This is a genomic window from Niallia sp. RD1 (genome assembly GCF_024219955.1).
Classification (GTDB): Bacteria; Bacillota; Bacilli; order Bacillales; family Cytobacillaceae; genus Niallia; species Niallia alba.
Genome location: NZ_CP100420.1, coordinates 1,748,518 through 1,768,807 on the forward strand (window position 1 = coordinate 1,748,518; position 20,290 = coordinate 1,768,807).

The 20,290-nt window shown below is 34.9% G+C and carries 20 protein-coding genes; 17 read left to right on the forward strand and 3 right to left on the reverse strand.

The window, feature by feature from the left end; genetic code table 11:
* The first annotated feature begins 330 nt into the window (after positions 1 to 330).
* From qoxA to NKG37_RS08340, 10 genes are all read left to right on the forward strand, one after another.
* Positions 331 to 1,260 carry a cytochrome aa3 quinol oxidase subunit II gene (gene qoxA / locus NKG37_RS08295; protein WP_016201297.1) on the forward strand — a complete coding sequence of 310 codons (930 nt, stop codon included), beginning with the start codon at positions 331 to 333 and terminating at the stop codon, positions 1,258 to 1,260.
* The gene (gene qoxB, locus NKG37_RS08300; protein ID WP_016201296.1) at positions 1,250 to 3,202 is read left to right on the forward strand and encodes a cytochrome aa3 quinol oxidase subunit I; all 1,953 of its coding nucleotides are present in this window, start codon (positions 1,250 to 1,252) and stop codon (positions 3,200 to 3,202) included. Before qoxA ends, qoxB begins: the two co-directional genes overlap by 11 nt.
* The gene (gene qoxC / locus NKG37_RS08305) at positions 3,199 to 3,804 is read left to right on the forward strand and encodes a cytochrome aa3 quinol oxidase subunit III (protein WP_198013153.1); all 606 of its coding nucleotides are present in this window, start codon (positions 3,199 to 3,201) and stop codon (positions 3,802 to 3,804) included. The genes qoxB and qoxC overlap by 4 nt, the downstream gene beginning before the upstream one ends.
* Complete coding sequence (gene qoxD, locus NKG37_RS08310) at positions 3,805 to 4,110, forward strand: cytochrome aa3 quinol oxidase subunit IV (RefSeq protein ID WP_016201294.1); 306 nt, start codon at positions 3,805 to 3,807, stop codon at positions 4,108 to 4,110.
* A 362-nt stretch (positions 4,111 to 4,472) separates the two neighbouring features.
* Positions 4,473 to 5,465 carry a Gfo/Idh/MocA family protein gene (locus tag NKG37_RS08315; protein WP_016201293.1) on the forward strand — a complete coding sequence of 331 codons (993 nt, stop codon included), beginning with the start codon at positions 4,473 to 4,475 and terminating at the stop codon, positions 5,463 to 5,465.
* Between the two features lie 35 nt (positions 5,466 to 5,500).
* Positions 5,501 to 6,397: an ROK family protein gene (locus tag NKG37_RS08320; RefSeq protein ID WP_016201292.1), complete on the forward strand. Its 897-nt coding sequence runs from the start codon at positions 5,501 to 5,503 to the stop codon at positions 6,395 to 6,397.
* A 236-nt stretch (positions 6,398 to 6,633) separates the two neighbouring features.
* Positions 6,634 to 7,320 (forward strand): response regulator transcription factor, encoded by a 687-nt coding sequence (locus tag NKG37_RS08325; protein WP_016201291.1) that lies wholly within the window; start codon positions 6,634 to 6,636, stop codon positions 7,318 to 7,320.
* A complete protein-coding gene (locus NKG37_RS08330) occupies positions 7,310 to 8,746 on the forward strand; it encodes a sensor histidine kinase (RefSeq protein ID WP_016201290.1) in 1,437 nt (478 codons plus the stop codon). The genes NKG37_RS08325 and NKG37_RS08330 overlap by 11 nt, the downstream gene beginning before the upstream one ends.
* A gap of 247 nt (positions 8,747 to 8,993) precedes the next feature.
* Positions 8,994 to 10,466 carry a S1C family serine protease gene (locus tag NKG37_RS08335; protein WP_205835562.1) on the forward strand — a complete coding sequence of 491 codons (1,473 nt, stop codon included), beginning with the start codon at positions 8,994 to 8,996 and terminating at the stop codon, positions 10,464 to 10,466.
* 187 nt (positions 10,467 to 10,653) lie between these two features.
* Positions 10,654 to 11,538: a peptidylprolyl isomerase gene (locus NKG37_RS08340; RefSeq protein WP_016201288.1), complete on the forward strand. Its 885-nt coding sequence runs from the start codon at positions 10,654 to 10,656 to the stop codon at positions 11,536 to 11,538.
* Between the two features lie 38 nt (positions 11,539 to 11,576).
* On the opposite strand, the gene def is transcribed toward NKG37_RS08340, so the two are convergent.
* Complete coding sequence (def, locus tag NKG37_RS08345; protein WP_016201287.1) at positions 11,577 to 12,158, reverse strand: peptide deformylase; 582 nt, start codon at positions 12,156 to 12,158, stop codon at positions 11,577 to 11,579.
* Between the two features lie 233 nt (positions 12,159 to 12,391).
* On the opposite strand from def, the gene NKG37_RS08350 reads away from it, so the two are divergent.
* Together NKG37_RS08350 and NKG37_RS08355 are read left to right on the forward strand one after the other, a co-directional pair.
* Entirely contained in the window at positions 12,392 to 13,114 is a 723-nt protein-coding gene (locus NKG37_RS08350) for a hypothetical protein (protein WP_254416063.1), read from the forward strand.
* 427 nt (positions 13,115 to 13,541) lie between these two features.
* Complete coding sequence (locus NKG37_RS08355) at positions 13,542 to 13,721, forward strand: hypothetical protein (RefSeq protein WP_254416064.1); 180 nt, start codon at positions 13,542 to 13,544, stop codon at positions 13,719 to 13,721.
* 289 nt (positions 13,722 to 14,010) lie between these two features.
* Here NKG37_RS08355 and NKG37_RS08360 read toward each other — a convergent pair whose 3' ends face one another.
* Positions 14,011 to 14,268: a hypothetical protein gene (locus tag NKG37_RS08360; protein ID WP_040343490.1), complete on the reverse strand. Its 258-nt coding sequence runs from the start codon at positions 14,266 to 14,268 to the stop codon at positions 14,011 to 14,013.
* Between the two features lie 23 nt (positions 14,269 to 14,291).
* A complete protein-coding gene (locus NKG37_RS08365) occupies positions 14,292 to 15,239 on the reverse strand; it encodes an IS110 family RNA-guided transposase (RefSeq protein WP_040343487.1) in 948 nt (315 codons plus the stop codon).
* A 530-nt stretch (positions 15,240 to 15,769) separates the two neighbouring features.
* Between NKG37_RS08365 and NKG37_RS08370 the strand changes: the two genes are divergently transcribed.
* The 5 genes from NKG37_RS08370 to NKG37_RS08390 all read left to right on the forward strand — a co-directional run bounded on the left by NKG37_RS08370 (position 15,770) and on the right by NKG37_RS08390 (position 20,268).
* On the forward strand, positions 15,770 to 16,312 hold the full coding sequence (locus tag NKG37_RS08370; RefSeq protein WP_101729046.1) for a helix-turn-helix domain-containing protein: 543 nt from the start codon (positions 15,770 to 15,772) through the stop codon (positions 16,310 to 16,312).
* Between the two features lie 187 nt (positions 16,313 to 16,499).
* Complete coding sequence (locus tag NKG37_RS08375) at positions 16,500 to 17,606, forward strand: ABC transporter ATP-binding protein (protein WP_101729045.1); 1,107 nt, start codon at positions 16,500 to 16,502, stop codon at positions 17,604 to 17,606.
* Positions 17,596 to 18,393: an ABC transporter permease gene (locus tag NKG37_RS08380; protein WP_016201282.1), complete on the forward strand. Its 798-nt coding sequence runs from the start codon at positions 17,596 to 17,598 to the stop codon at positions 18,391 to 18,393. The genes NKG37_RS08375 and NKG37_RS08380 overlap by 11 nt, the downstream gene beginning before the upstream one ends.
* Position 18,394: 1 nt before the next feature.
* Complete coding sequence (locus NKG37_RS08385) at positions 18,395 to 19,198, forward strand: ABC transporter permease (RefSeq protein ID WP_254416065.1); 804 nt, start codon at positions 18,395 to 18,397, stop codon at positions 19,196 to 19,198.
* The gene (locus NKG37_RS08390; RefSeq protein WP_254416066.1) at positions 19,195 to 20,268 is read left to right on the forward strand and encodes an ABC transporter substrate-binding protein; all 1,074 of its coding nucleotides are present in this window, start codon (positions 19,195 to 19,197) and stop codon (positions 20,266 to 20,268) included. The genes NKG37_RS08385 and NKG37_RS08390 overlap by 4 nt, the downstream gene beginning before the upstream one ends.
* The last annotated feature ends 22 nt before the right edge of the window (positions 20,269 to 20,290 follow it).

Sequence of the window (20,290 nt, forward strand, 5' to 3'; positions counted from 1 at the left end):
AAGCGTTTTATATTATTTATAAAGCGAATAATAAGTTTGGAAAAAATGTTTGTGACAGAATTGTGGACATGGATTTTAACAATGGCATCTGCTATAATAAAAAGGTTGATAAAATCTTGAATTCGCGGAAAACATAAGAATAGAAAATGTTAAAATTGGTAAATTTATACTTACGTTTTTTGTCACAAATAATAGGTTCGAGATGTGATATCATCATACAGGTAGTAATAATCGTTATTTTACCTCATGTAATATGAATGTTCTATGTCTAAATAGCGAACATTCTGTGAATATTTTAACATTTGAACTTAAACGGAAGGAGCTGTACAAATGAAAAAGGGAGTTTTAGTTTCGCTTTTAGCAATTGTACCATTATTCATTTTAAGTGGCTGTGAATCGATGGTTGTATTCGATCCGCAAGGTCCTGTCGCTAGAAGTATTACGGACTTAATTAACTGGTCAATTTTATTAATGGCTTTTGTATGTCTTGTAGTTTTTGCACTATTTGGCTACATAGTTTGGAAATATCGTGCAACGAAAGAGAATGCTGATTATGAACCAGATGAACATGGAAGTACTAAGCTTGAAATTGTTTGGACTGTAATCCCATTCTTAATTATTATTGCATTAACGATTCCAACTGTAAAAACAATTTATGCATTAGAGGATGTACCAAAAGATTACAAAGACCATGATCCAATTGTGATTAATGTAACTTCTGCAGATTGGAAGTGGATTTTTAGCTATCCAGAAGAAGGAATTGAAACAGTCAATTACGTAAATATTCCTGCTGGTGTACCTATTGAGTTTAAATTAACTTCTGCTGGTACCATGCAATCATTCTGGATTCCTGCATTAGCTGGTCAAAAATACACAATGTATGGAGCTGAAACAGATTTATATGTTGTGGCAGATAACCCAGGTAACTATGAAGGACAAAATACAAGCTTTAATGGTAAAGGTTATGCAGAGATGAAGTTTGATGTCGAAGCAAAAACTTTAGAAGACTATGATAAGTGGGTAGACGAAGTAAAAGAGAATGCCCCTGAATTAACAGAGGAAAAATATAAAGAAATTATCAAGCCTACACACTTAGGCCGTTTGACTTTCTCTAATACACATTTAGAATGGATCGATCACGGTAAAGGTGGAGACTCAAATTATTATTTAAACCCTGAGTTATATCGAGTTCATGGATATCCAGGTAGAACATTTGAAAAGAACCAAGAGTCTGACGGGGGTGAAAAGGATGCACATTAAGTGGGATGATATCGTTATTACTGGCGATCCCCTTATATTATCTGCTCAAATAGGTATTACGCTAACAATGCTTGCTATTGTAGTTGGTGTTACTTATTTTAAGAAGTGGCAATATTTATGGGATGAATGGATAACAACGGTTGATCACAAAAAAATCGGTATCATGTATATTATTGTTGCCGTATTAATGTTCTTCCGTGGTGGAGTCGACGGTTTGATGATGAAATATCAAACCTCAGCTCCTGAAATGAAATTCTTAGATGCACAGCATTACAATGAAGTATTTACAACGCACGGCGTTATTATGATTCTTTTTATGGCGATGCCAGCGTTAATCGGATTAATGAACGTAGTAATACCTTTGCAAATTGGAGCACGTGACGTTGCGTTTCCACAGTTGAATGCATTAAGCTTTTGGCTAACATTTAGTGGGGCGATGCTTTTCAATATTTCTTTCGTAATTGGTGGATCTCCTGATGCAGGATGGACATCCTATTTCCCTCTAGCTGGGAAAGAATTTACACCAGGGGTTGGTAACAACTTCTATGCAATTGGGCTGCAAATTGCCGGTATTGGTACGCTGATGACGGGTATTAACTTTATTGTTACCATCTTGAAAATGCGTGCAAAAGGCATGACTTTAATGAAAATGCCAATGTTCACTTGGACATCTTTAATCACAAACGTTATTATTGTGTTTGCATTCCCTATTTTAACGGTTGCATTAGCATTGATGACATTTGATCGTTTATTCGGAACACATTTCTTCACGATTTCTGGCGGAGGAAATGCGATGCTTTGGAATAACCTATTCTGGTTATGGGGACATCCAGAGGTATATATCGTAATCTTGCCAGCGTTTGGTATGTTCTCAGAAATCATCGCAACATTCTCGAAAAAGCGTTTATACGGTTATAACTCGATGATTATCTCTATTATTGGTATTGCTTTATTGAGTTTCGTTGTTTGGGTTCACCATTTCTATACAATGGGATCTGGACCAGTTGTAAACTCTGTTTTCTCGATTACGACGATGTTAATTGCGGTACCAACCGGGGTTAAAATTTTCAACTGGCTATTTACAATGAGAAAAGGTCGCATTCAGTTTACAACGGCTATGCTATGGTCTCTTGCATTTATTCCAACCTTTACTATCGGTGGGGTAACTGGAGTTATGCTTGCAATGGCTGCAGCAGACTATCAATATCATAATACATTATTCTTAGTAGCTCATTTCCACTATGTATTAATACCAGGTGTTGTATATGCAGTATTTGCTGGTTTCTATTACTGGTGGCCAAAAATGTTCGGTTATGCTCTAAACGAACGTTTAGGAAAATGGCATTTCTGGTTGTTTAATATTGGTTTTAACGTAACATTTATGCCAATGTTCTTCTTAGGTTTAAAAGGGGCAGTAAGACGTTCTTATACGTTCTCTGCAGAATCTGGATTTGCACCATTGTTTATGCTATCTGCAATTGGTTCCTTAATTCTTGCAGCAGGTTTCGCTGTACTTGTTTATAACATTTACTATAGTACTCGTTATGCAGATAGAAAGATTTCTACAGATCCATGGGATGCAAGAACATTAGAATGGCATACAGCTTCTCCAGTTCAGCCATATAACTTTGCTATTACACCAGAAGTTAAAGCATTAGATGCATTCTGGTATATGAAGAAAAATAACGAAGGTTTAGTATTAAAAGAAGAAGAATTAGAAGAAATACACATGCCAAGCAATTCTTGGCTGCCAATTTACATGTGTGTTGTATTTGGTGTAGTTGGTTTCTTCCTAGTATTTGAATGGTTTATTCCAGCTGCAATCTGCAGTTTAGGTATTTTTGTAGGCTTAATAATTCGTTCCTTTGATTATGACGAAGGTTACCATATTAAACTGGATGTTATTAAGAAAACGGAACGCGCATGGAGAGGTGAGAAATAATGGCAAAAGTCGATAAGTCTTTACCACTAGAATATCAGACAGAGCAAAGCCGCTTAAACATTCTAGGCTTCTGGATCTTCCTTGGTGCGGAGGTTGTATTATTCGCTACCTTGTTTGCAGCCTATGGATCTTTAAAGGATAACTTTGCAGGCGGTCCTACTCCAGCAGAATTATTTAAATTAAAAGATGTAATGATTGAAACACTTCTACTATTAACAAGTAGTTTCACATGCGGTATCGCTATCTGGTATATGCGTCGCCAAAATTTAAAAGGATTATTAACTTGGTTAATTATCACTTTAGCATTAGGTGCAGGATTCGTCTTTGTGGAAATAAATGAATTTATTCATTATGTACATGAAGGAGCAACAATGCAGACAAGTGCATTCCTTTCCTCATTCTTTGTATTGCTAGGAACACACGGATTGCACGTATCTTTAGGTATTGGTTGGGCTATATTAATCATTATTCAATTGATTAGACACGGCCTAACGCCAACAACTGCTCGTAAGACATTTATTATAAGTTTATATTGGCACTTCTTAGACGTTGTGTGGATTTTCATCTTCACATTCGTTTATCTAGCAAGGATGGTGTTTTAGATGGCGAAAAATCATGAGAATGAAAAGTTTCCAATCAGTCATATTGCTGGTTTCATCGTATCTTTATTACTTACCTTTGCGGCAGTAGCGGCTAAGAAATATACGGATCTACCAATGATTACTGTTATGTGGATTATCGGTGCATTGGCAGTTATCCAAGCTATTCTTCAACTGTTTATGTTTATGCATCTTACAGAAGGCGAAGGAAAAGTACAAACAATTAACATCATTTATGCATTCTTCTGCGCGATTGTCGTAGCGGGAGGAACAATTTGGGTAATGACATCAGGACACGTTCATTACTAATAAAATATGTATAAAGTAGAAATAAACCTCCATTTGGGGGTTTTTTCTTTTGTATAAAACATGACAAAATAATTAGGTAATAGGAATGGTTGTTTCTTGAAATTTTGAGATAATTCATCCCCGTCTCCGAAAAGGCATTATCTCTCCATTTATAGGAGCTATAAATATTTCTATAAGTGAGCAATCAAAATACTGCGCTTATTCTATGAAAAGCGAACTTTCATATTGTAAATAAATACTTATTAGTAGTAATTAATAAATCATTTTCAAAAGATAAAAATACTAGCAGATGGTTGCTTTTTTAATGACTTCCCTCCAAAATAAAAGAGAGAAGGAATATTTCATTTAATGAGGAGGCCTATATGACGATTAGATTTGGAATCATCGGAACTAATTGGATTACAGAATCTTTTATTGAAGGCGCTAGCGAAATAGAGGATTTTCAATTAACTGCTATATACTCAAGAACAGAGGAAAAAGCGAAAGCGTTTGCGAAAAAGCACAATGCAGAATATACATATACTAGTTTAGAGGAAATGGCAAAGAGTGACAAAATCGATGCAGTATATATTGCTAGTCCTAATGCCTATCACGCACAACAGTCTATCATTTTTTTGAAAAATAAAAAGCACGTTCTAACAGAGAAAGCAATTGCTTCCAATGCGGTTGAAGTGAAACAAATGATTGCTGCTGCGAAGGAAAATAATGTCCTATTAATGGAGGCGCTTAAAACTACCTTTCTTCCTAACTTTAAGGTTGTACAAGAGAATTTACATAAAGTCGGAAAAATCCGTCGTGCTTTTGTAAGCTATTGTCAGTATTCTTCCCGGTATGATGCTTATAAGGAAGGTACTATATTAAATGCATTTAAGCCAGAATTGTCAAATGGAGCATTAATGGATATTGGTGTTTATTGTCTTTACCCAATGGTACTTCTTTTTGGAAAACCAGAGAAAGTAAAGGCGAATAGTTTCTTATTGGAATCTGGGGTTGACGGAGAAGGAAGTATTATCTTAGGTTATCCGGATATGGATGTGATACTAATGTATTCTAAAATAGCAAATTCCTATATTCCGTCTGAAATTCAAGGAGAAGAGGGAAATTTATTAATCAATCAAATGAACACCCCTACGAAAGTAGAATTTATTCCTCGAAAAGGGGAAGTGGAGAATCTAACCCTTCCTCAAAAAGAAGCTTCTATGTTTTATGAGGCGCAAGAATTTATTGAATTGATTAAGGCAGGAAAAGTAGAATCTTCCGTAAACTCCTATAACGTTTCTTTGTCTGTAATGGAAATTATGGATGAGGTAAGAAGACAAACGGGAGTTGTATTTCCTGCGGACACAAACAAGTAAGTGAGTTTATAAAACATTATAAGGGGAGAGGAACCATGTCACTATACGGTGCTATTGAAGCTGGCGGAACAAAATTTGTCTGTGCAGTGGGAGATGCAAAAGGAAACATTCAAGAAAGAATTTCTATTCCAACGACAACACCAGAGGAAACAATGCCAGAGGTTATCGCTTTTTTTAAGAGGTTTCCAATCGACGCAATTGGAATCGGATCATTTGGTCCGATTGATGTGGATAAAAATAGTCCTACTTATGGAAATGTAACAACCACTCCAAAATTAGCTTGGAAAGACTATCCATTATTGAAAGCAATTAAAGATGAATTTTCTGTACCAACTGGTTTTAACACAGATGTAAATGTAGCTGCTTTAGGAGAGGCAAAGCTTGGTGCTGCTAAAGGCGTAGATAATTGCTTATATATTACGGTTGGTACAGGCATTGGTGCGGGCGCTTATATTAATGGAGAACTGTTACAAGGGTTAACCCATCCAGAAATGGGCCATATTTTAGTAAGAAGGCATGCAAAAGATACGTATAAAGGAAGATGCCCATACCACGGTGATTGTTTAGAAGGCTTAGCTGCTGGACCAGCAATTGAAGAACGCTGGGGCGAAAAGGCTTTTCATCTAAGTGATAAAGAGGAAGTATGGGAAATGGAAGGCTATTATATTGCCCAAGCCCTTATGCAATATATTTTAATCCTATCTCCTAAAAAAATTATTCTTGGTGGAGGCGTAATGAATCAAGAGCATGTGCTGACACATGTTTATCGTCATTTAAGCGATCTATTAAATGGTTATGTTTCGTATCCAGAAGTCCAAGATAAGATGAATGAGTATATTGTTAGACCAGGATTAGGAGATAATGCTGGCATAACAGGAGGGCTTCTTCTTGCGGAAAAAGTTTTGGAGGAAAGTAAAGCGCCAATTAACTAAATAAACGTGATAATGAGACCATTTAAAGGAGGGTATCTTTTAAATGGTCTTTTTATTTGTATGCGGCATTCCGAGCAGGGGAATCGCGAAAATCCCTATTTATTATGCAAACCGATAAAATTATGAACAAACTATTTCCTATCCTTTAACAATCCATTAAACATGCTGGTAACCTATTGATTCGTTTAGTGAAAGTCGCTTTAATTAGTTAAAAGCAGAAAAATAGGAGAGTATAGATGAATATTTTAGTAATAGAGGATAACCAAAGTGTTTGTTCTATGTTGGAAATGTTTTTTATCAAGGAAGGTTTTCAGGGTACCTTTTTTCATAATGGCTTGGAAGGATATAAGCATTTTATGAATAATAAATATGATATGATTATTTTAGATTGGATGGTTCCAGATTTAGACGGAATAACTGTTTGTCGCAAAATAAGAGAAACAGATAAAGGGACACCAATTATTATGTTAACTGCAAAGGATACTGAATCGGATCAAGTGCTTGGATTAGAAATGGGAGCAGATGATTATGTCACGAAGCCCTTTAGCCCTTTAGCTTTAATTGCTCGTATAAAGGCAATTAGAAGAAGAAATTCTAATGTAGAAGAAGTAAGAACGAATGCAATCATTAAATTAGATAAAGAAACAAGAGAGGTATTTATGTATAATCGACCTGTATTAGGATTAACACCCAAGGAATTTGATTTACTTGCATTCTTCGTTCAGCATCCAAAACAAGTATTTTCTAGAGAACAAATTTTACAGCAAGTATGGGGATTTCAATTCTATGGAGATGATCGGACGGTTGATGTCCATATTAAAAGACTCAGAAGAAAAATAGGAAGGGATAGTCAGCCCTTTTTACATACAGTATGGGGTGTAGGCTATAAATTCGATGAAACGGTGGTAGTACATGAGAATTAAATACATCTATCAGCAGCTAATAAGTCACTTAAGCGTCATCCTAGTAGCCTTGTTAGTATTAAGCCTTGTTTTTTCTCATTATATAGAGAAATTAGTATTTTCCATGAAGGCAGATGAGCTTCAAGGATACGGATATAATATTGTTCAAGATGTGCAAGGAGATGATTTATGGTCTGCTGCAACGTATTCGACGTTATTACGGTATTCCGAAGAACTAAAAGGGACAGGAATAACAATCGGTATATTTAATACACAAAGAAATCGAATATGGTCTTTTGGGAAAGATTTGAATATTAATATTACTCATGCAGAGTGGGATGAAATAAAAGACGGCAGTAGTACGGTTATTAAGCCTAGCACGCGAAGAGGAGATCAAGAGGTTGCACTAGTTGCGATACCGTATTCCGTAAATAATGTCGTTGTTGGAGGAATTATCTTAACATCTCCTCTTGTCGAATCGAAAGAAATGATACAAGAAATCAATAAGTATTTAATTTATATCCTTTTTCTAGTGTTTGGAATTGCATTATTAATGAGTTTTATTTTTTCAAGAGTACATGTCAATCGGATAAAAAAACTACAGGAAGCTACAAGCCATGTTGCGGAAGGGGATTACAGTGTGAAAGTCTCTTCTTCTACGTTTGATGAAATAGGTGAACTCGGGCAAGATTTCAATCAGATGGTAGATCGACTAAGAGAGTCAAAAGAAGCAATTGATGCTTTAGAAAATCGGAGAAGACAATTTATGTCGGATGTTTCTCATGAATTAAAGACCCCTTTAACAACAATCAGTGGCGTCATAGAAGGCTTAAATAATAATATGATACCAGAAAATGAGCGGGAAAAAGGGCTCAAATTAATTAGCCAAGAAGCGAAAAGGCTTATTCGTTTGGTAAATGAGAATCTTGATTATGATAAAATCCGTTCAAATCAAATTGTTTTAATGAAGGAATTTATTTCTCTCCAAGAAGTGTTAGAGATTATTGAGGAGCAACTGTCTATTTTAGCCGAAGAAAAGAATGTGAAAATTTATGTAGATGTGGATAATGCTGCGGTAATTTATGCAGATTATGATCGTCTCATTCAAATCATCATGAATATTACGAAAAATAGTATTCAATTTACAGAGAACGGAAGTATTTGGTTATCCGGGCGTATGGAAGTGGACAGAACAATTATCGAGGTGAAAGATACGGGGATTGGAATTGATGCCCATGAAATAGAAAACATCTGGAAGAGATTTTATAAAGCAGATATTTCAAGAACCAATAACCCTTACGGAGAATTTGGGCTTGGCTTATCCATTGTTAAGCAGCTAGTTCAGTTTCATGAAGGAGATATTCATGTAATGAGTGAAAAAGGAAAAGGAACTACTTTCACGATTTACTTCCCTCTACCAAAGGAAAAAGTAACAGAGTTCGCGTAATTGTATAAAATAGGCTGAATAGGTTCGCTAATGAATTCTATTTTGAACGGAAGGTAAGTGGCTGTAAAGGATTAAACGAATTGGTAAGAATAAATTGTTCCAAAATTCTTCTATGTCTTTTCAAACTTTGTTCATAATTTATTCATATATAGTGGTTACTATGTATGTATAAACAAGTTAATAGAAATGAAAAGAATATTAATGAATTGAAATAAATGTTCGAAATTAGAAATAGGAGGAACAAAAGATGAGCGACTTTGAAAAAAGAAATGAATGGGAGAAAGAACCACTACAAGAGAAGCAACTGAACTTGAGTGAAGATGATTTCTCAGAAAAGAAACAAGAACCAGAAAATGAGGAAGAGGCAACAATTAAGGAAGAAATGGATACGCCACAAGAAGAACAACCTATGCTCCCGACAGATGATAGCGAACAAATCTCTCCTGATAAAGAGGAAATAGAGGAAATTAAAGCTACAGAACAAGCAGTGGCAAGCTCAAGTGAAGAAGGAAGAGCTTTTAATAATCAAAAAGGAAATTCGAAGGCCAAAGGCTTTTTCTCCTTGCTGGCAGCAGGTATCTTTGGTTCCGCATTAACATTTTTTACGATTCCCCATACGGATTTATACAATGATTCTTATGATAAGCTGGAGAAGCAAGTGGCAGAGCTTTCTAATAAAGTGGAAAGCAAGACAGGGGCAATTACTGCAAGCACTACATCAAATACAGCAACTAGTGATGGGACAGTAGCCATTGCTGATATGGTAGAAACATCATCTAAAGCAATCGTTGGAATTGAAAATCTTCAACAACAACAATCAAATCCATTTTCACAGGAATCCAGTGATGTGGAATCTGGATCAGGTTCTGGCATTATTTTTAAAAAAGATGATCAATATGCATATATAGTGACAAATAACCATGTCATTGAAGGAGCAAATACATTAGAAATCTCTCTATATAACGGAGAGAAAACAGAGGCTAAATTAATTGGTGCAGATGCGTTAACAGATTTAGCCGTAGTAAGAATTGATGCCAAGTATGCAACAGATGTCATTAATTTTGGAGATTCATCTACACTAAGACCTGGAGATCAAGTATGGGCCATTGGCAATCCCCTTGGCCTAGAGCTATCTAGAACTGTAACACAGGGAATTGTTAGTGCTGTAGAACGTAGTATTACGGTTAATACATCTGCAGGAGATTGGGAATTTAATGTTATCCAAACAGATGCAGCCATAAATCCAGGAAATAGCGGCGGTGCTCTTATTAATTCTTCGGGAGAGGTAATAGGTATCAACAGTTTGAAAATTGCTGATTCCGGTGTAGAAGGACTAGGTTTTGCGATTCCAAGTAATGATCTTATCCCAATTGTGAATGAGATTATCGAAAAAGGTAAAGTAGAGCGACCATATCTTGGAGTAGGTTTAGCAAGCTTAGAGGAAGTTCCTCGCATGTATCTTCAAGACCTTCCAAACGAAGTTTCAGAAGGTGTAATGGTTACTAATATTGATTCCAATTCTGCAGCTGCAGAGGCTGGGTTAAAAGTTCAAGACGTGATTGTATCCATTGATGGTAAAAAAATCACTAATTCAACCGATTTACGAAAATATCTATATACAGAAGTGAAAATTGGAGACAAAGTAGAACTAGAAATTTATAGAGATGGTAAATCTCAAAAAGTGGAATTAACGTTAACAAGTAACAACACAAACAATTAATCGACACGTTTCATGTGAAACATACGAAAATTGTCGAAAAAATTCCAGCTTATTTAATTGTAAGGTGGAATTTTTTTTAAATCTGTTAATAATTTCGTCATAATTATATGATAATATAGTGTAAGAGTTATAATAGGGGTATGCCTGTTATATCCAAAATTTTGTGCAGAGAGGATTTTAGCTTAATATGAAAAATAAGAAGGTTCTTATTCCTATACTAGCGGTAGTACTAATAGCGTTAATTATAGGAGCGGTTTATCTAACACAACGTAGTGAAACGGTTGCAACAGTGGACAAGGAAAAAATTACACAAGAACAATTAAATGAAGAGCTAAATAAGCAATATGGCGCAAGTGTATTAAATATGATGATCTCTAATAAAGTAGTAGATCTTGAAGCTGATAAAGCAAAAGTAAAAGTAACAGATAAAGAAATCCAAGCAGAATTGGACAAGATGGTAGAACAATACGGTGGGCAAGAAACATTTAATATGCTATTAGCTCAAAATGGAGTAACCGAAGATCTATTTAAAGAGCAAATTGAGCAAAACCTAAAAGTGACAAAAATTCTTGAGCCATCTATCGAAATCACAGATGACGAGATTAAAACATATTTTGAAGATAATAAAGCAAGCTTTGACACTCCAGAACAAGTGGAAGCAAGTCATATCTTAGTAGAGGATGAAAAGACTGCTAAAGAAGTGAAGAAGAAGATAGACGAAGGTGGAGACTTTGCTGAATTGGCGAAAGAATATTCAACTGACACACAAACTGCTGAGAATGGTGGAGAATTAGGTTATTTCTCTACAGGCCAAATGGTTGAAGCGTTTGATAAAGCTGCATTCGCTATGAAGGTAGATGAAATTAGTGATCCAGTTAAAACGGATTATGGCTATCACATTATTAAAGTAACTGGTAAAAAAGAAGCAAAAGAAGCAACATTAGAAGACTCAAAAGCTAAAATTAAAGAAGATTTATTAGCTACAAAAGTACAAGAGCAAGCTAGCACATGGTTAACAGAGGCAACGGCAAAATATAAAGTAGAGAATAAATTAGAAAAAGATGCTGAGTAAATAAAAAAGCAGATGGCAAAGGCCATCTGCTTTTTTATTTAATAGAGAGGACTAATATCTACATTGGCAGGCAGTTCAAACGGGTTTGTACTATTGATATGATCATAAAATAATATCCCATTTAAATGATCTATTTCATGTTGAAAGACAATTGCCTCATAATCTCTCAGTTTAATCTTTACCTCTTCTCCATTTATATTGTAGGCACGAACAGTTATTCTCCGATAGCGCGGTACATAGCCTACAATGGGGCGATCGATGGAAAGGCAGCCTTCACTCTCGGGAATATAGGTCATTGCAGTCGAATGGCTGATTATTTTTGGATTGATGAGCATAAATTCCAATGCCTCTCCATTTTCCTGTCTAATATATGCCGCAAACATTCGTTTATTTAAGCCAATTTGGTTAGCGGATAATCCTACACCAGCACGTAATTGATATTTTTCCGATAGAATTGGATCTTGGCTATTTTTTAAATATTGTAGCATACACTCTAGCTCTTCTTGATCCTCTTTAGTAGGAGGAATGGTTACTTCTTTGGTTTTTTCGCGAAGGATAGAATCTCCTTCCCTCACAATATCCTCCATTTTTATAATATAGTCTTTTGTAAATTTACTCATCTAATAAACTCATCTCCAGCAAATATGATATATATGTAAAATAGCAGAAGATGATTAGTATGTCTAATTGTTAAGTATGAAATGAATGATTAGCTACTGGGAGAAAGAAGATAGAAGGTAAATCATAAAGACAAATCAAATATTTTTAGAGAAAACGTACATATAAAATAAAGAAGAGGAAAGGATATAAAAGATATAAGTTTACCTATTTAAAGATGGAAAGGAAGAGTAAGATGAAAAAAATGACGCTATTAATGCTAGCTTTACTAGTAGCATTAACCAGCTTTGGTTCTTTAACTAGTGCAGCACCATCTCCAGCAACACCAGAAAAAAGGGAGATATCTCAGGATGATAAACAGTTTTTAATAGAAATGGCTAAAAGTCTTGGGATTAAAACAGAAGGAAAAGATCCAGTTGCCATAAAAAAAGAGATTCATGAAGCATTAATAAAGAAAGAAGCAGAAAAATTAGGTATCAAAGCAGAGGGAAAAGATATACATCAACTGGCGATGGAAGTACATACTGCTCATTTAAAGGAAGAAGCAAAATCGCTAGGAATTAGTACAGAAGGAAAAGATGCTAAAGCATTAATGAAAGAAGTTTTTGAAGCGAAAATTTCGAAAAAAGCCAAGGAATTAGGAATTGATACAAAAGGAAAAACGATGCAACAATTAGGCAAAGAAGTACAAGAAAAAATTACGATGGAAGAAGCAAAAAAATTAAGTATCAAAACAGAAGGAAAAGATCTTAAACAAATTGCTGATGAAATAAGAGAAATACAAATTTTGAATAAAGCGAAAGAGTTAGGATTAGATACAGAAAATAAAAAGCCAAAGGAACTATTAAAAGAAATGATGATAAAATACCCAGAAGAAGTAAAGAAATTAAAATTATTTCCTTCACATGGGGAGCATTTCATGTTTAAAAAGCACTATAAACTTAAAAAAGAAGATTAAAAATGAACAAGAAAAACCGCTTGGAAACTTCGAGTGGTTTTTTATTTGATTTATTTGTTCATTATATTGAACAAAATTAGAAGGTTGGAATTTTTCAAAAGCGGGAAAAGGAAGAAAAACCAACAAGGATAATTCCTTCAAAAAAAAATAGGAATGATGACTAGGTGTTCAATATATTGAAATGATTCATTTGACCTATTAACAAATGAAGTTTTGAAACCTATTATCTATTTTTCGAAAAAAAAAACATAAATGCATGTTATTTTGATAAAGGATTAGTATGCTTAAATTAGCAGACTTAGACAGTGAAATTTATATATTGAAAATTTACACAAAAAGTTTCTAGAAGAAATGAAAGAACGATTTAAGGGAAAAGGAATCTGTTTTTGTAGCTGCAGTAAAATGGGAGCAATAGGAGGAATAAAGATTGAAGCAATATTCCAAACTACGAATTACGGAAAAAGATGAAAATATTTATAAAGCACTGTGTGATTTGTATAAGGAAAAAGGGGGAAAAGTAGGAATTGGTCCTACAGAAATTGGGATAAGAGTTGGAAGAGATTCCTATGATGCTTCTGCGTATTGCAACGCATCTCTAAAAAGCTAATTCATTTTAAAAAAATTGAAAAAATAGATAGCGGAAAGTACATACCAATAGAGATGGGTAAGGAAGAACAATAAGTTAGTTTAAGGTTGAGCCTCATAAAAAATGTTTGTAGAGCAGTGTTTATTTTAACACGATAAGCTTTGCTAAAACGTTCTTTTATGGGGTTTCTTTCTTTTTGGCTGTTTTGTATGAAAACTCTTTAGGTAAAAGGCAACACTAAGCTGAACCTTCTAAATTTGAACTTTTTTAAAAGGCTAGGAATGATTAAATATAGTGCTTTTGTTATTCATTAAGCAATTTGTTCATTAGTGGGTTCAATACGATACCCTTTCCTTTTTAAGTATTGAATCATTTTTTGTTCTTTACTTTGTTCGAGATCAACATAATCAGGGCCTAGTTCCTGATATGGTTGCCTTGTTTTTAAAATATTGTAAGCAATTGTTAGGATTAAATGAGCGGAAGCGATCCGTGCTTTCGATTTTCCTTGTCGTTTCATAATTCTTTTTCTATGTGCAGATATGCGATTATACTGTCTATCTGTAGCCATGGAACATTCAACAGCGGTGGTTCTTAATGATTTGTTTCCGTACTGAGTTTTACCTGTTTTTTTTTACCGGCACTCTCATAATTTCCTGGACTCACTCCAGCCCATGAGGCTAGATGTTTAGAACTTTTAAATACTGACATGTCTACACCCATTTCAGCTATAAAGATTGCGGATGCATTTTTATCCACACCCGGTATGGTATCTAGTAGTTCGCACTCCTCTTGATAAGGAATAAGCGCTTGGTCTATGCGTTCAACTACTTTTTCGATTGTTTCATCGATGTGATTGATATGGTCCCAATGGAAACGTAACATATCAATATGATGTTTACGTATTCCACCGTTAAGGGCTTCTGCAATATCTGTTGTGCTCGCCTTAACTCTTGAATCAACCATTTGTTGAAGTTCAAACACACCTATTTTTTCGCCGTTTATTAGGGCTTCAATAATGCGACAACCAGTGACACCAAAAATGTCAGATAAAACAGAAGTTAGTTTAATATTTGCATCCTGTAGAATTTTGTGGATTCGATTGCGCTCAGAAGTTCGTGTATGGATGAGTTTTTTACGATACCGGGTTAAATCTCGCAAATCACGAATTTCTTTGGGCGGTACAAAATTTTTTTCAATTAGTCCAGAACGCAAAAGTTTAGCTAACCACTCCGCATCTTTTACGTCTGTTTTCCTTCCGGGAACATTTTTAACATGTTGGGCATTGGCGAGGATTAATTGGAAGTCACATTCTATAACATTCCAAACGGGCTTCCAATATACACCGGTACTTTCCATTACAGCATCCGTTATTTTGTGTGAGGATAGCCAGTCGCTAAGTGCCAAAAGGCCACTTGTGGTTGTTGGAAAGGTTTGAATTTCTTTATTTGGTTTTTTATCTAATGAACCAAATAAAACACAAGCAACTACTGTTTCTTGGTGTACATCTAGGCCTGCACACCGTTCAATCATAGCTTCCATATAATCACCTCAAAGATTTTTAATACAATACAAGCGACAGAAGTCATCATACAAAATTTTTGTATTCGTGTTTATAAACACATTAGACGGTTCTTTTAAACTGTCACAACCAGTTTTTCTAACGGGGTATCAACTTGTATTGATCCACCAAACAGTCTTCGGACTGGTCGTATTGTACTATTAATTATGGTCAGGTGTTAAGTGGTTTAGACTTTCTATCATGGGATAGGAGCAAGTTTTCATGATAGACGGTGGCGGCGGGTAACGCCGCCATGAGAGTTTTTCTAAAGAATGGTTGTTTTTTAATAGCATAAACTTTACGAAAACAGCCTTCTTTTATATGTATTGAATACGGGGGAATTTCGAATTGGTTAGTTGTGGGAAAGAATAGGTATATTAATAACGAAAAAAGGATTGAAAGTTAGATAAATTATTGTATAATAACTGGGTATGAGTAAACTTTAAGTTTATAAATACCAAACTTTTGTGCTTTCAAGTTTACTATTTCTAAACAAAAAGTAGGTTAAATCATGGAAATTGGGAAAAAGATAAAGAATTTACGGTTGAAAAAAGGACTTACACAAGAAGAATTAGGAGAAAGAACGGATTTAAGTAAGGGATACATATCCCAACTAGAGAGAGATTTAAGTTCTCCTTCCATTGAAACATTCTTTGATATTTTAGAGGTGTTGGGATGTACACCAAAGGAATTTTTCGATGATGAAGAGCGAAAGCAGAAAGTAGTCTATACAGAGGAAGACATTACAGACTTCCTTGATGAAGAAAAGGGATATCGTATTCAATGGCTAGTTCCTGAATCAAATGAAAAAGAAATGGAGCCAATACGTCTCTTCTTTTTGAAGAATGGAGAGTTTAAGCAATTCGAGCCTTCTTTATCAGAAACATTTGCTTACGTAGTAGAAGGAGAGATTTTGCTGAAATTAGGAAAGCAAGAGTATAGAGCTAAAAAAGGGGAATCTATTTACTATCATGCTACAGAGGAACATCAATTAGTGAATCTAGCAGATGGCGTAACAGAACTAATTCTCGTAGTTACCGATTCTTACTTATAATGAGATGGATCTTTTTTAATTTTTAAAAAAATTGGAAAAATAGAGCAGCGGGAATACAAGTAGACGCCATGGGGATTAGCGAGACTGTCTGAGACCACGGAAAGCGAAGTGTATTCACGTTGCTCACTTATAGCAACAAACTTCACCAAAGCATCCTTAAGTGAAAATAAATTAAGAGGGGGATATTATGTCCGAGCAGCATATTATTCGATTTGAAAATGTAACAAAAAGTTATGATCAAGATACAACTGTTCTAGAAAATGTGAGCTTTGAAATTGAGCGAGGTAAATTTTATACACTGCTTGGGCCATCAGGCTGTGGGAAAACAACTGTACTACGATTGATCGCTGGATTTATGGAACCTTCAGAAGGAAACATTTATTTTAACGGTAAGCTAATAAATAAAATACCAGCGAACAAAAGACAGGTAAATACAGTTTTCCAGGATTATGCGCTTTTCCCTCATTTAAATGTATTTGAAAATGTGGCTTTTGGTCTTCGCATTAAAAAATGGAAGAAGCAAGTGATTGAAGAAAAAGTAAAAGAAGCTCTACGTTTCGTTAACCTAGAAGGATATGAGAAGAGAGAAATCAGTGAGATGTCTGGTGGACAGAGACAGCGTGTTGCTATCGCCAGAGCGATTGTAAATGAACCAGAGATTATTCTTCTGGATGAACCATTATCAGCGTTGGATTTAAAGCTTCGTACAGAAATGCAATATGAATTAAGAGAATTACAGAGAAGATTAGGAATTACTTTTATCTTTGTTACCCATGATCAGGAAGAAGCATTGGCGATGTCGGATGAAATTTTTGTTTTAAATAAAGGGCGCATTGAGCAAAGCGGAACACCAACAGATATTTATGATGAACCAATTAATCGCTTCGTTGCAGATTTTATCGGCGAATCCAATATTGTACCAGGAACAATGAAAAAAGATTTTGTTGTCCATTTTGGCAGTAAAACGTTTGATTGTGTAGATGGCGGTTTTAACGAAAATGAAGCAGTAGAAGTAGTTATTCGTCCAGAGGATTTAGAAATAACTTCTCTTGAAGCAGGAAAATTAAAGGTGAAAGTAGACTCTCAATTGTTTAGAGGGGTTCATTATGAGATTTGCGGATACGATGAAGACGGAAATGAATGGCTTGTCCATTCTACTAAGAAAGCAACAGTAGGAACAGAAATAGGTCTTTATTTTGAACCAGAAGCAATTCATGTTATGCGCCTTGGAGAAACGGAGGAAGAGTTTGATAAACGACTAGAAGCATATGAGGGGGCAGCCAATGAAAAGTAGTACTAAATGGTATACTGTACCTTATTATCTTTGGATTGCACTCTTTGTAATTGCTCCAGTTGCGCTTGTTGTCTATTATTCTTTCTTTGATATTGAAGGGGCATTTACGTTTGAAAATTATCAGAAGTTCTTTACACCGGTTTATTTAAAAATGACGTTGAGTTCCTTTTGGTATGCATTTCTAATTACGTTTTTTTCTCTAATCATTGCTTATCCGACTGCTTATTTATTAACAAAAACGAAGCATAAGCAATTATGGCTGTTATTAATAATCTTGCCATCCTGGATTAATCTTTTATTAAAAGCATATGCGTTTCTAGGGATATTTGGGACGCATGGTGCGGCCAATCAAATGCTTGATTTTCTAGGGATAGGGGAACACCAGTTATTATTTACAGACTTTAGTTTTCTTTTTGTAAGTGTCTATATTTTTATTCCCTTTATGATTTTGCCTATCTTTAATGCATTGGAAAAGATGAATCCTAGCTTAGTTGATGCATCACAAGATCTAGGGGCATCTGCTTGGACGACATTTAAAAAGATTGTTTTTCCCCTTACACTAAATGGGGTGAAATCTGGATGCCAAGCTGTATTTATTCCAGCATTGTCTTTATTCATGATAACTCGTTTAATTGCAGGTAACCGTGTTATAACACTGGGTACGGCGATTGAGCAGCATTTCCTCATAACACAAGATTGGGGAATGGGTTCAACGATAGCTGTATTTTTGATTATTAGTATGATTATCATTATGGTTCTTACAGGGAACAGAAAGAGAGGGATATAAAATGAAAAAGCTATCAAAATGGTCTATCTTTTATTTATGTATTGTTTTTGTCATTTTATATGCACCTATCTTTTATTTAATCTTCTATTCGTTTAATAGTGGGGGAACCATGCATGATTTTGATTCCTTTACACTTGACTGGTATAAGGAATTATTCCAAGATACGAGATTACTTGTTATTGTTTTAAATACAATTATTATTGCCCTTTTGTCTGCAGCTATATCAACTATTATTGGAGTGCTTGGGGCAATTAGTATTTCTATGATTAGGAAAAAAGGGTTTAGGAATTCTATTTTGTCTTTAAACAATGTGCTCATTGTAAGCCCAGATGTTATCATCGGTGCGTCTTTCTTAATTTTCTTTACGATTATTGGGATTAAACTAGGATTCTTTTCTGTTCTTCTGTCTCACATAGCTTTCTCGATTCCTATTGTTGTCATCATGGTTTTACCGAAGCTAGAGGAAATGAGTCCAACTTTGGTGGATGCAGCATTAGATCTTGGAGCTAGTTGGAAGGATGTACTTACAAAAGTAATTATTCCTTATATTTCACAAGGAATATTTGCTGGCTTCTTTATGGCGTTAACCTATTCCTTAGATGATTTCGCTGTAACTTTCTTTGTAACAGGTAATGGCTTTACAACACTATCTGTGGAAATTTATTCATTAGCAAGACGAGGTATTTCTTTAAATATTAATGCGCTATCGACCCTATTATTCTTATTTACGCTGCTCCTTGTAATTGGCTATTATTTCATTACAAAGCGTGTTAATAAGACTCCACAAGCGGGGGTGAGAAAATGAAATCTCTAATACGTGGTTTAATTTTTATCTTTGCACTGTCTTTCATTCTTCTATTTATTGTTCATCAATTAAATTCGAGCAGAGGGTATACAAGTGGAAACACATTAACTGTATATAACTGGGGAGATTATATTGATGCTGATTTAATAACCAAGTTTGAAGAGGAGACTGGAATAAAGGTAATTTACGAGACGTTTGATTCAAATGAGGCAATGATGACAAAAATTCAGCAGGGAGGAACAAGCTATGATATTGCTATTCCCTCTGAATATATGATTGACAAAATGAAGGAAGAAGATTTATTAATTCCGATTGATCATGCAAAGATACCTAATTTAAAAAATATTGACAGTAGGTTTATGGATCTTTCCTTTGATCTAGACAATAAATATTCTATTCCTTACTTTTGGGGAACCGTTGGAATTGTTTATAATCCAACCATGCTTGATAATAAGGAAATTACTTCTTGGAATGATTTATGGGATAAAGATTTAAAAAATGAAATTATGCTGATAGATGGTGCACGGGAAATCATGGGCATGAGCTTAAATAGCTTACATTACTCTTTAAATGATAAAGATCATGAGCACCTAAAGGAAGCAAAAGAAAAGCTAGATACGCTAACTCCGAATGTAAAGGCGATTGTTGGAGATGAAATTCGGATGCTTATCGAAAATGGAGAAGCGTCTATCGGTGTTTTATGGTCTGGAATGGCTGCTGAAATTATGTGGGAAAATGAAGATGTGGAATACGTGGTTCCTGAAGAGGGATCTAACTTATGGTTCGATAATATGGTTATCCCGAAAACAGCTAAGAATATCGACGGAGCTCATCAATTTATTAATTTTATGTTAGATGCTGAAAATGCAGCCCAAAATACAGAATACGTCGGTTATTCTACTCCGAATAAGGCAGCAATGGAATTTTTGCCTGAGGATATTACTGGGGATGAGCGTTTCTATCCGGATGAAGAATTGACTTCTAAATTAGAGGTATATGAAAACCTCGGTCATCGCTCTTTAGCAGAATATAATGATTTATTCCTGGAGTTTAAAATGCATCGGAAATAAATAACGTCAATAAAAACAGTTC

Bases quoted from the DNA above. Each gene is read 5' to 3' on its own strand.
- qoxA (WP_016201297.1), top strand. From the start codon at position 331: ATGAAAAAGGGAGTTTTAGTTTCGCTTTTAGCAATTGTACCATTATTC.
- NKG37_RS08335 (WP_205835562.1), top strand. From the start codon at position 8,994: ATGAGCGACTTTGAAAAAAGAAATGAATGGGAGAAAGAACCACTACAA.
- NKG37_RS08325 (WP_016201291.1), top strand. From the start codon at position 6,634: ATGAATATTTTAGTAATAGAGGATAACCAAAGTGTTTGTTCTATGTTG.
- NKG37_RS08365 (WP_040343487.1), bottom strand. From the start codon at position 15,239: ATGGAAGCTATGATTGAACGGTGTGCAGGCCTAGATGTACACCAAGAA.
- NKG37_RS08370 (WP_101729046.1), top strand. From the start codon at position 15,770: ATGGAAATTGGGAAAAAGATAAAGAATTTACGGTTGAAAAAAGGACTT.
- qoxD (WP_016201294.1), top strand. From the start codon at position 3,805: ATGGCGAAAAATCATGAGAATGAAAAGTTTCCAATCAGTCATATTGCT.
- NKG37_RS08320 (WP_016201292.1), top strand. From the start codon at position 5,501: ATGTCACTATACGGTGCTATTGAAGCTGGCGGAACAAAATTTGTCTGT.
- NKG37_RS08330 (WP_016201290.1), top strand. From the start codon at position 7,310: ATGAGAATTAAATACATCTATCAGCAGCTAATAAGTCACTTAAGCGTC.
- NKG37_RS08380 (WP_016201282.1), top strand. From the start codon at position 17,596: ATGAAAAGTAGTACTAAATGGTATACTGTACCTTATTATCTTTGGATT.
- NKG37_RS08340 (WP_016201288.1), top strand. From the start codon at position 10,654: ATGAAAAATAAGAAGGTTCTTATTCCTATACTAGCGGTAGTACTAATA.
- NKG37_RS08315 (WP_016201293.1), top strand. From the start codon at position 4,473: ATGACGATTAGATTTGGAATCATCGGAACTAATTGGATTACAGAATCT.
- NKG37_RS08350 (WP_254416063.1), top strand. From the start codon at position 12,392: ATGAAAAAAATGACGCTATTAATGCTAGCTTTACTAGTAGCATTAACC.
- NKG37_RS08360 (WP_040343490.1), bottom strand. From the start codon at position 14,268: ATGGCTACAGATAGACAGTATAATCGCATATCTGCACATAGAAAAAGA.
- NKG37_RS08390 (WP_254416066.1), top strand. From the start codon at position 19,195: ATGAAATCTCTAATACGTGGTTTAATTTTTATCTTTGCACTGTCTTTC.
- NKG37_RS08375 (WP_101729045.1), top strand. From the start codon at position 16,500: ATGTCCGAGCAGCATATTATTCGATTTGAAAATGTAACAAAAAGTTAT.
- def (WP_016201287.1), bottom strand. From the start codon at position 12,158: ATGAGTAAATTTACAAAAGACTATATTATAAAAATGGAGGATATTGTG.
- qoxB (WP_016201296.1), top strand. From the start codon at position 1,250: ATGCACATTAAGTGGGATGATATCGTTATTACTGGCGATCCCCTTATA.
- NKG37_RS08385 (WP_254416065.1), top strand. From the start codon at position 18,395: ATGAAAAAGCTATCAAAATGGTCTATCTTTTATTTATGTATTGTTTTT.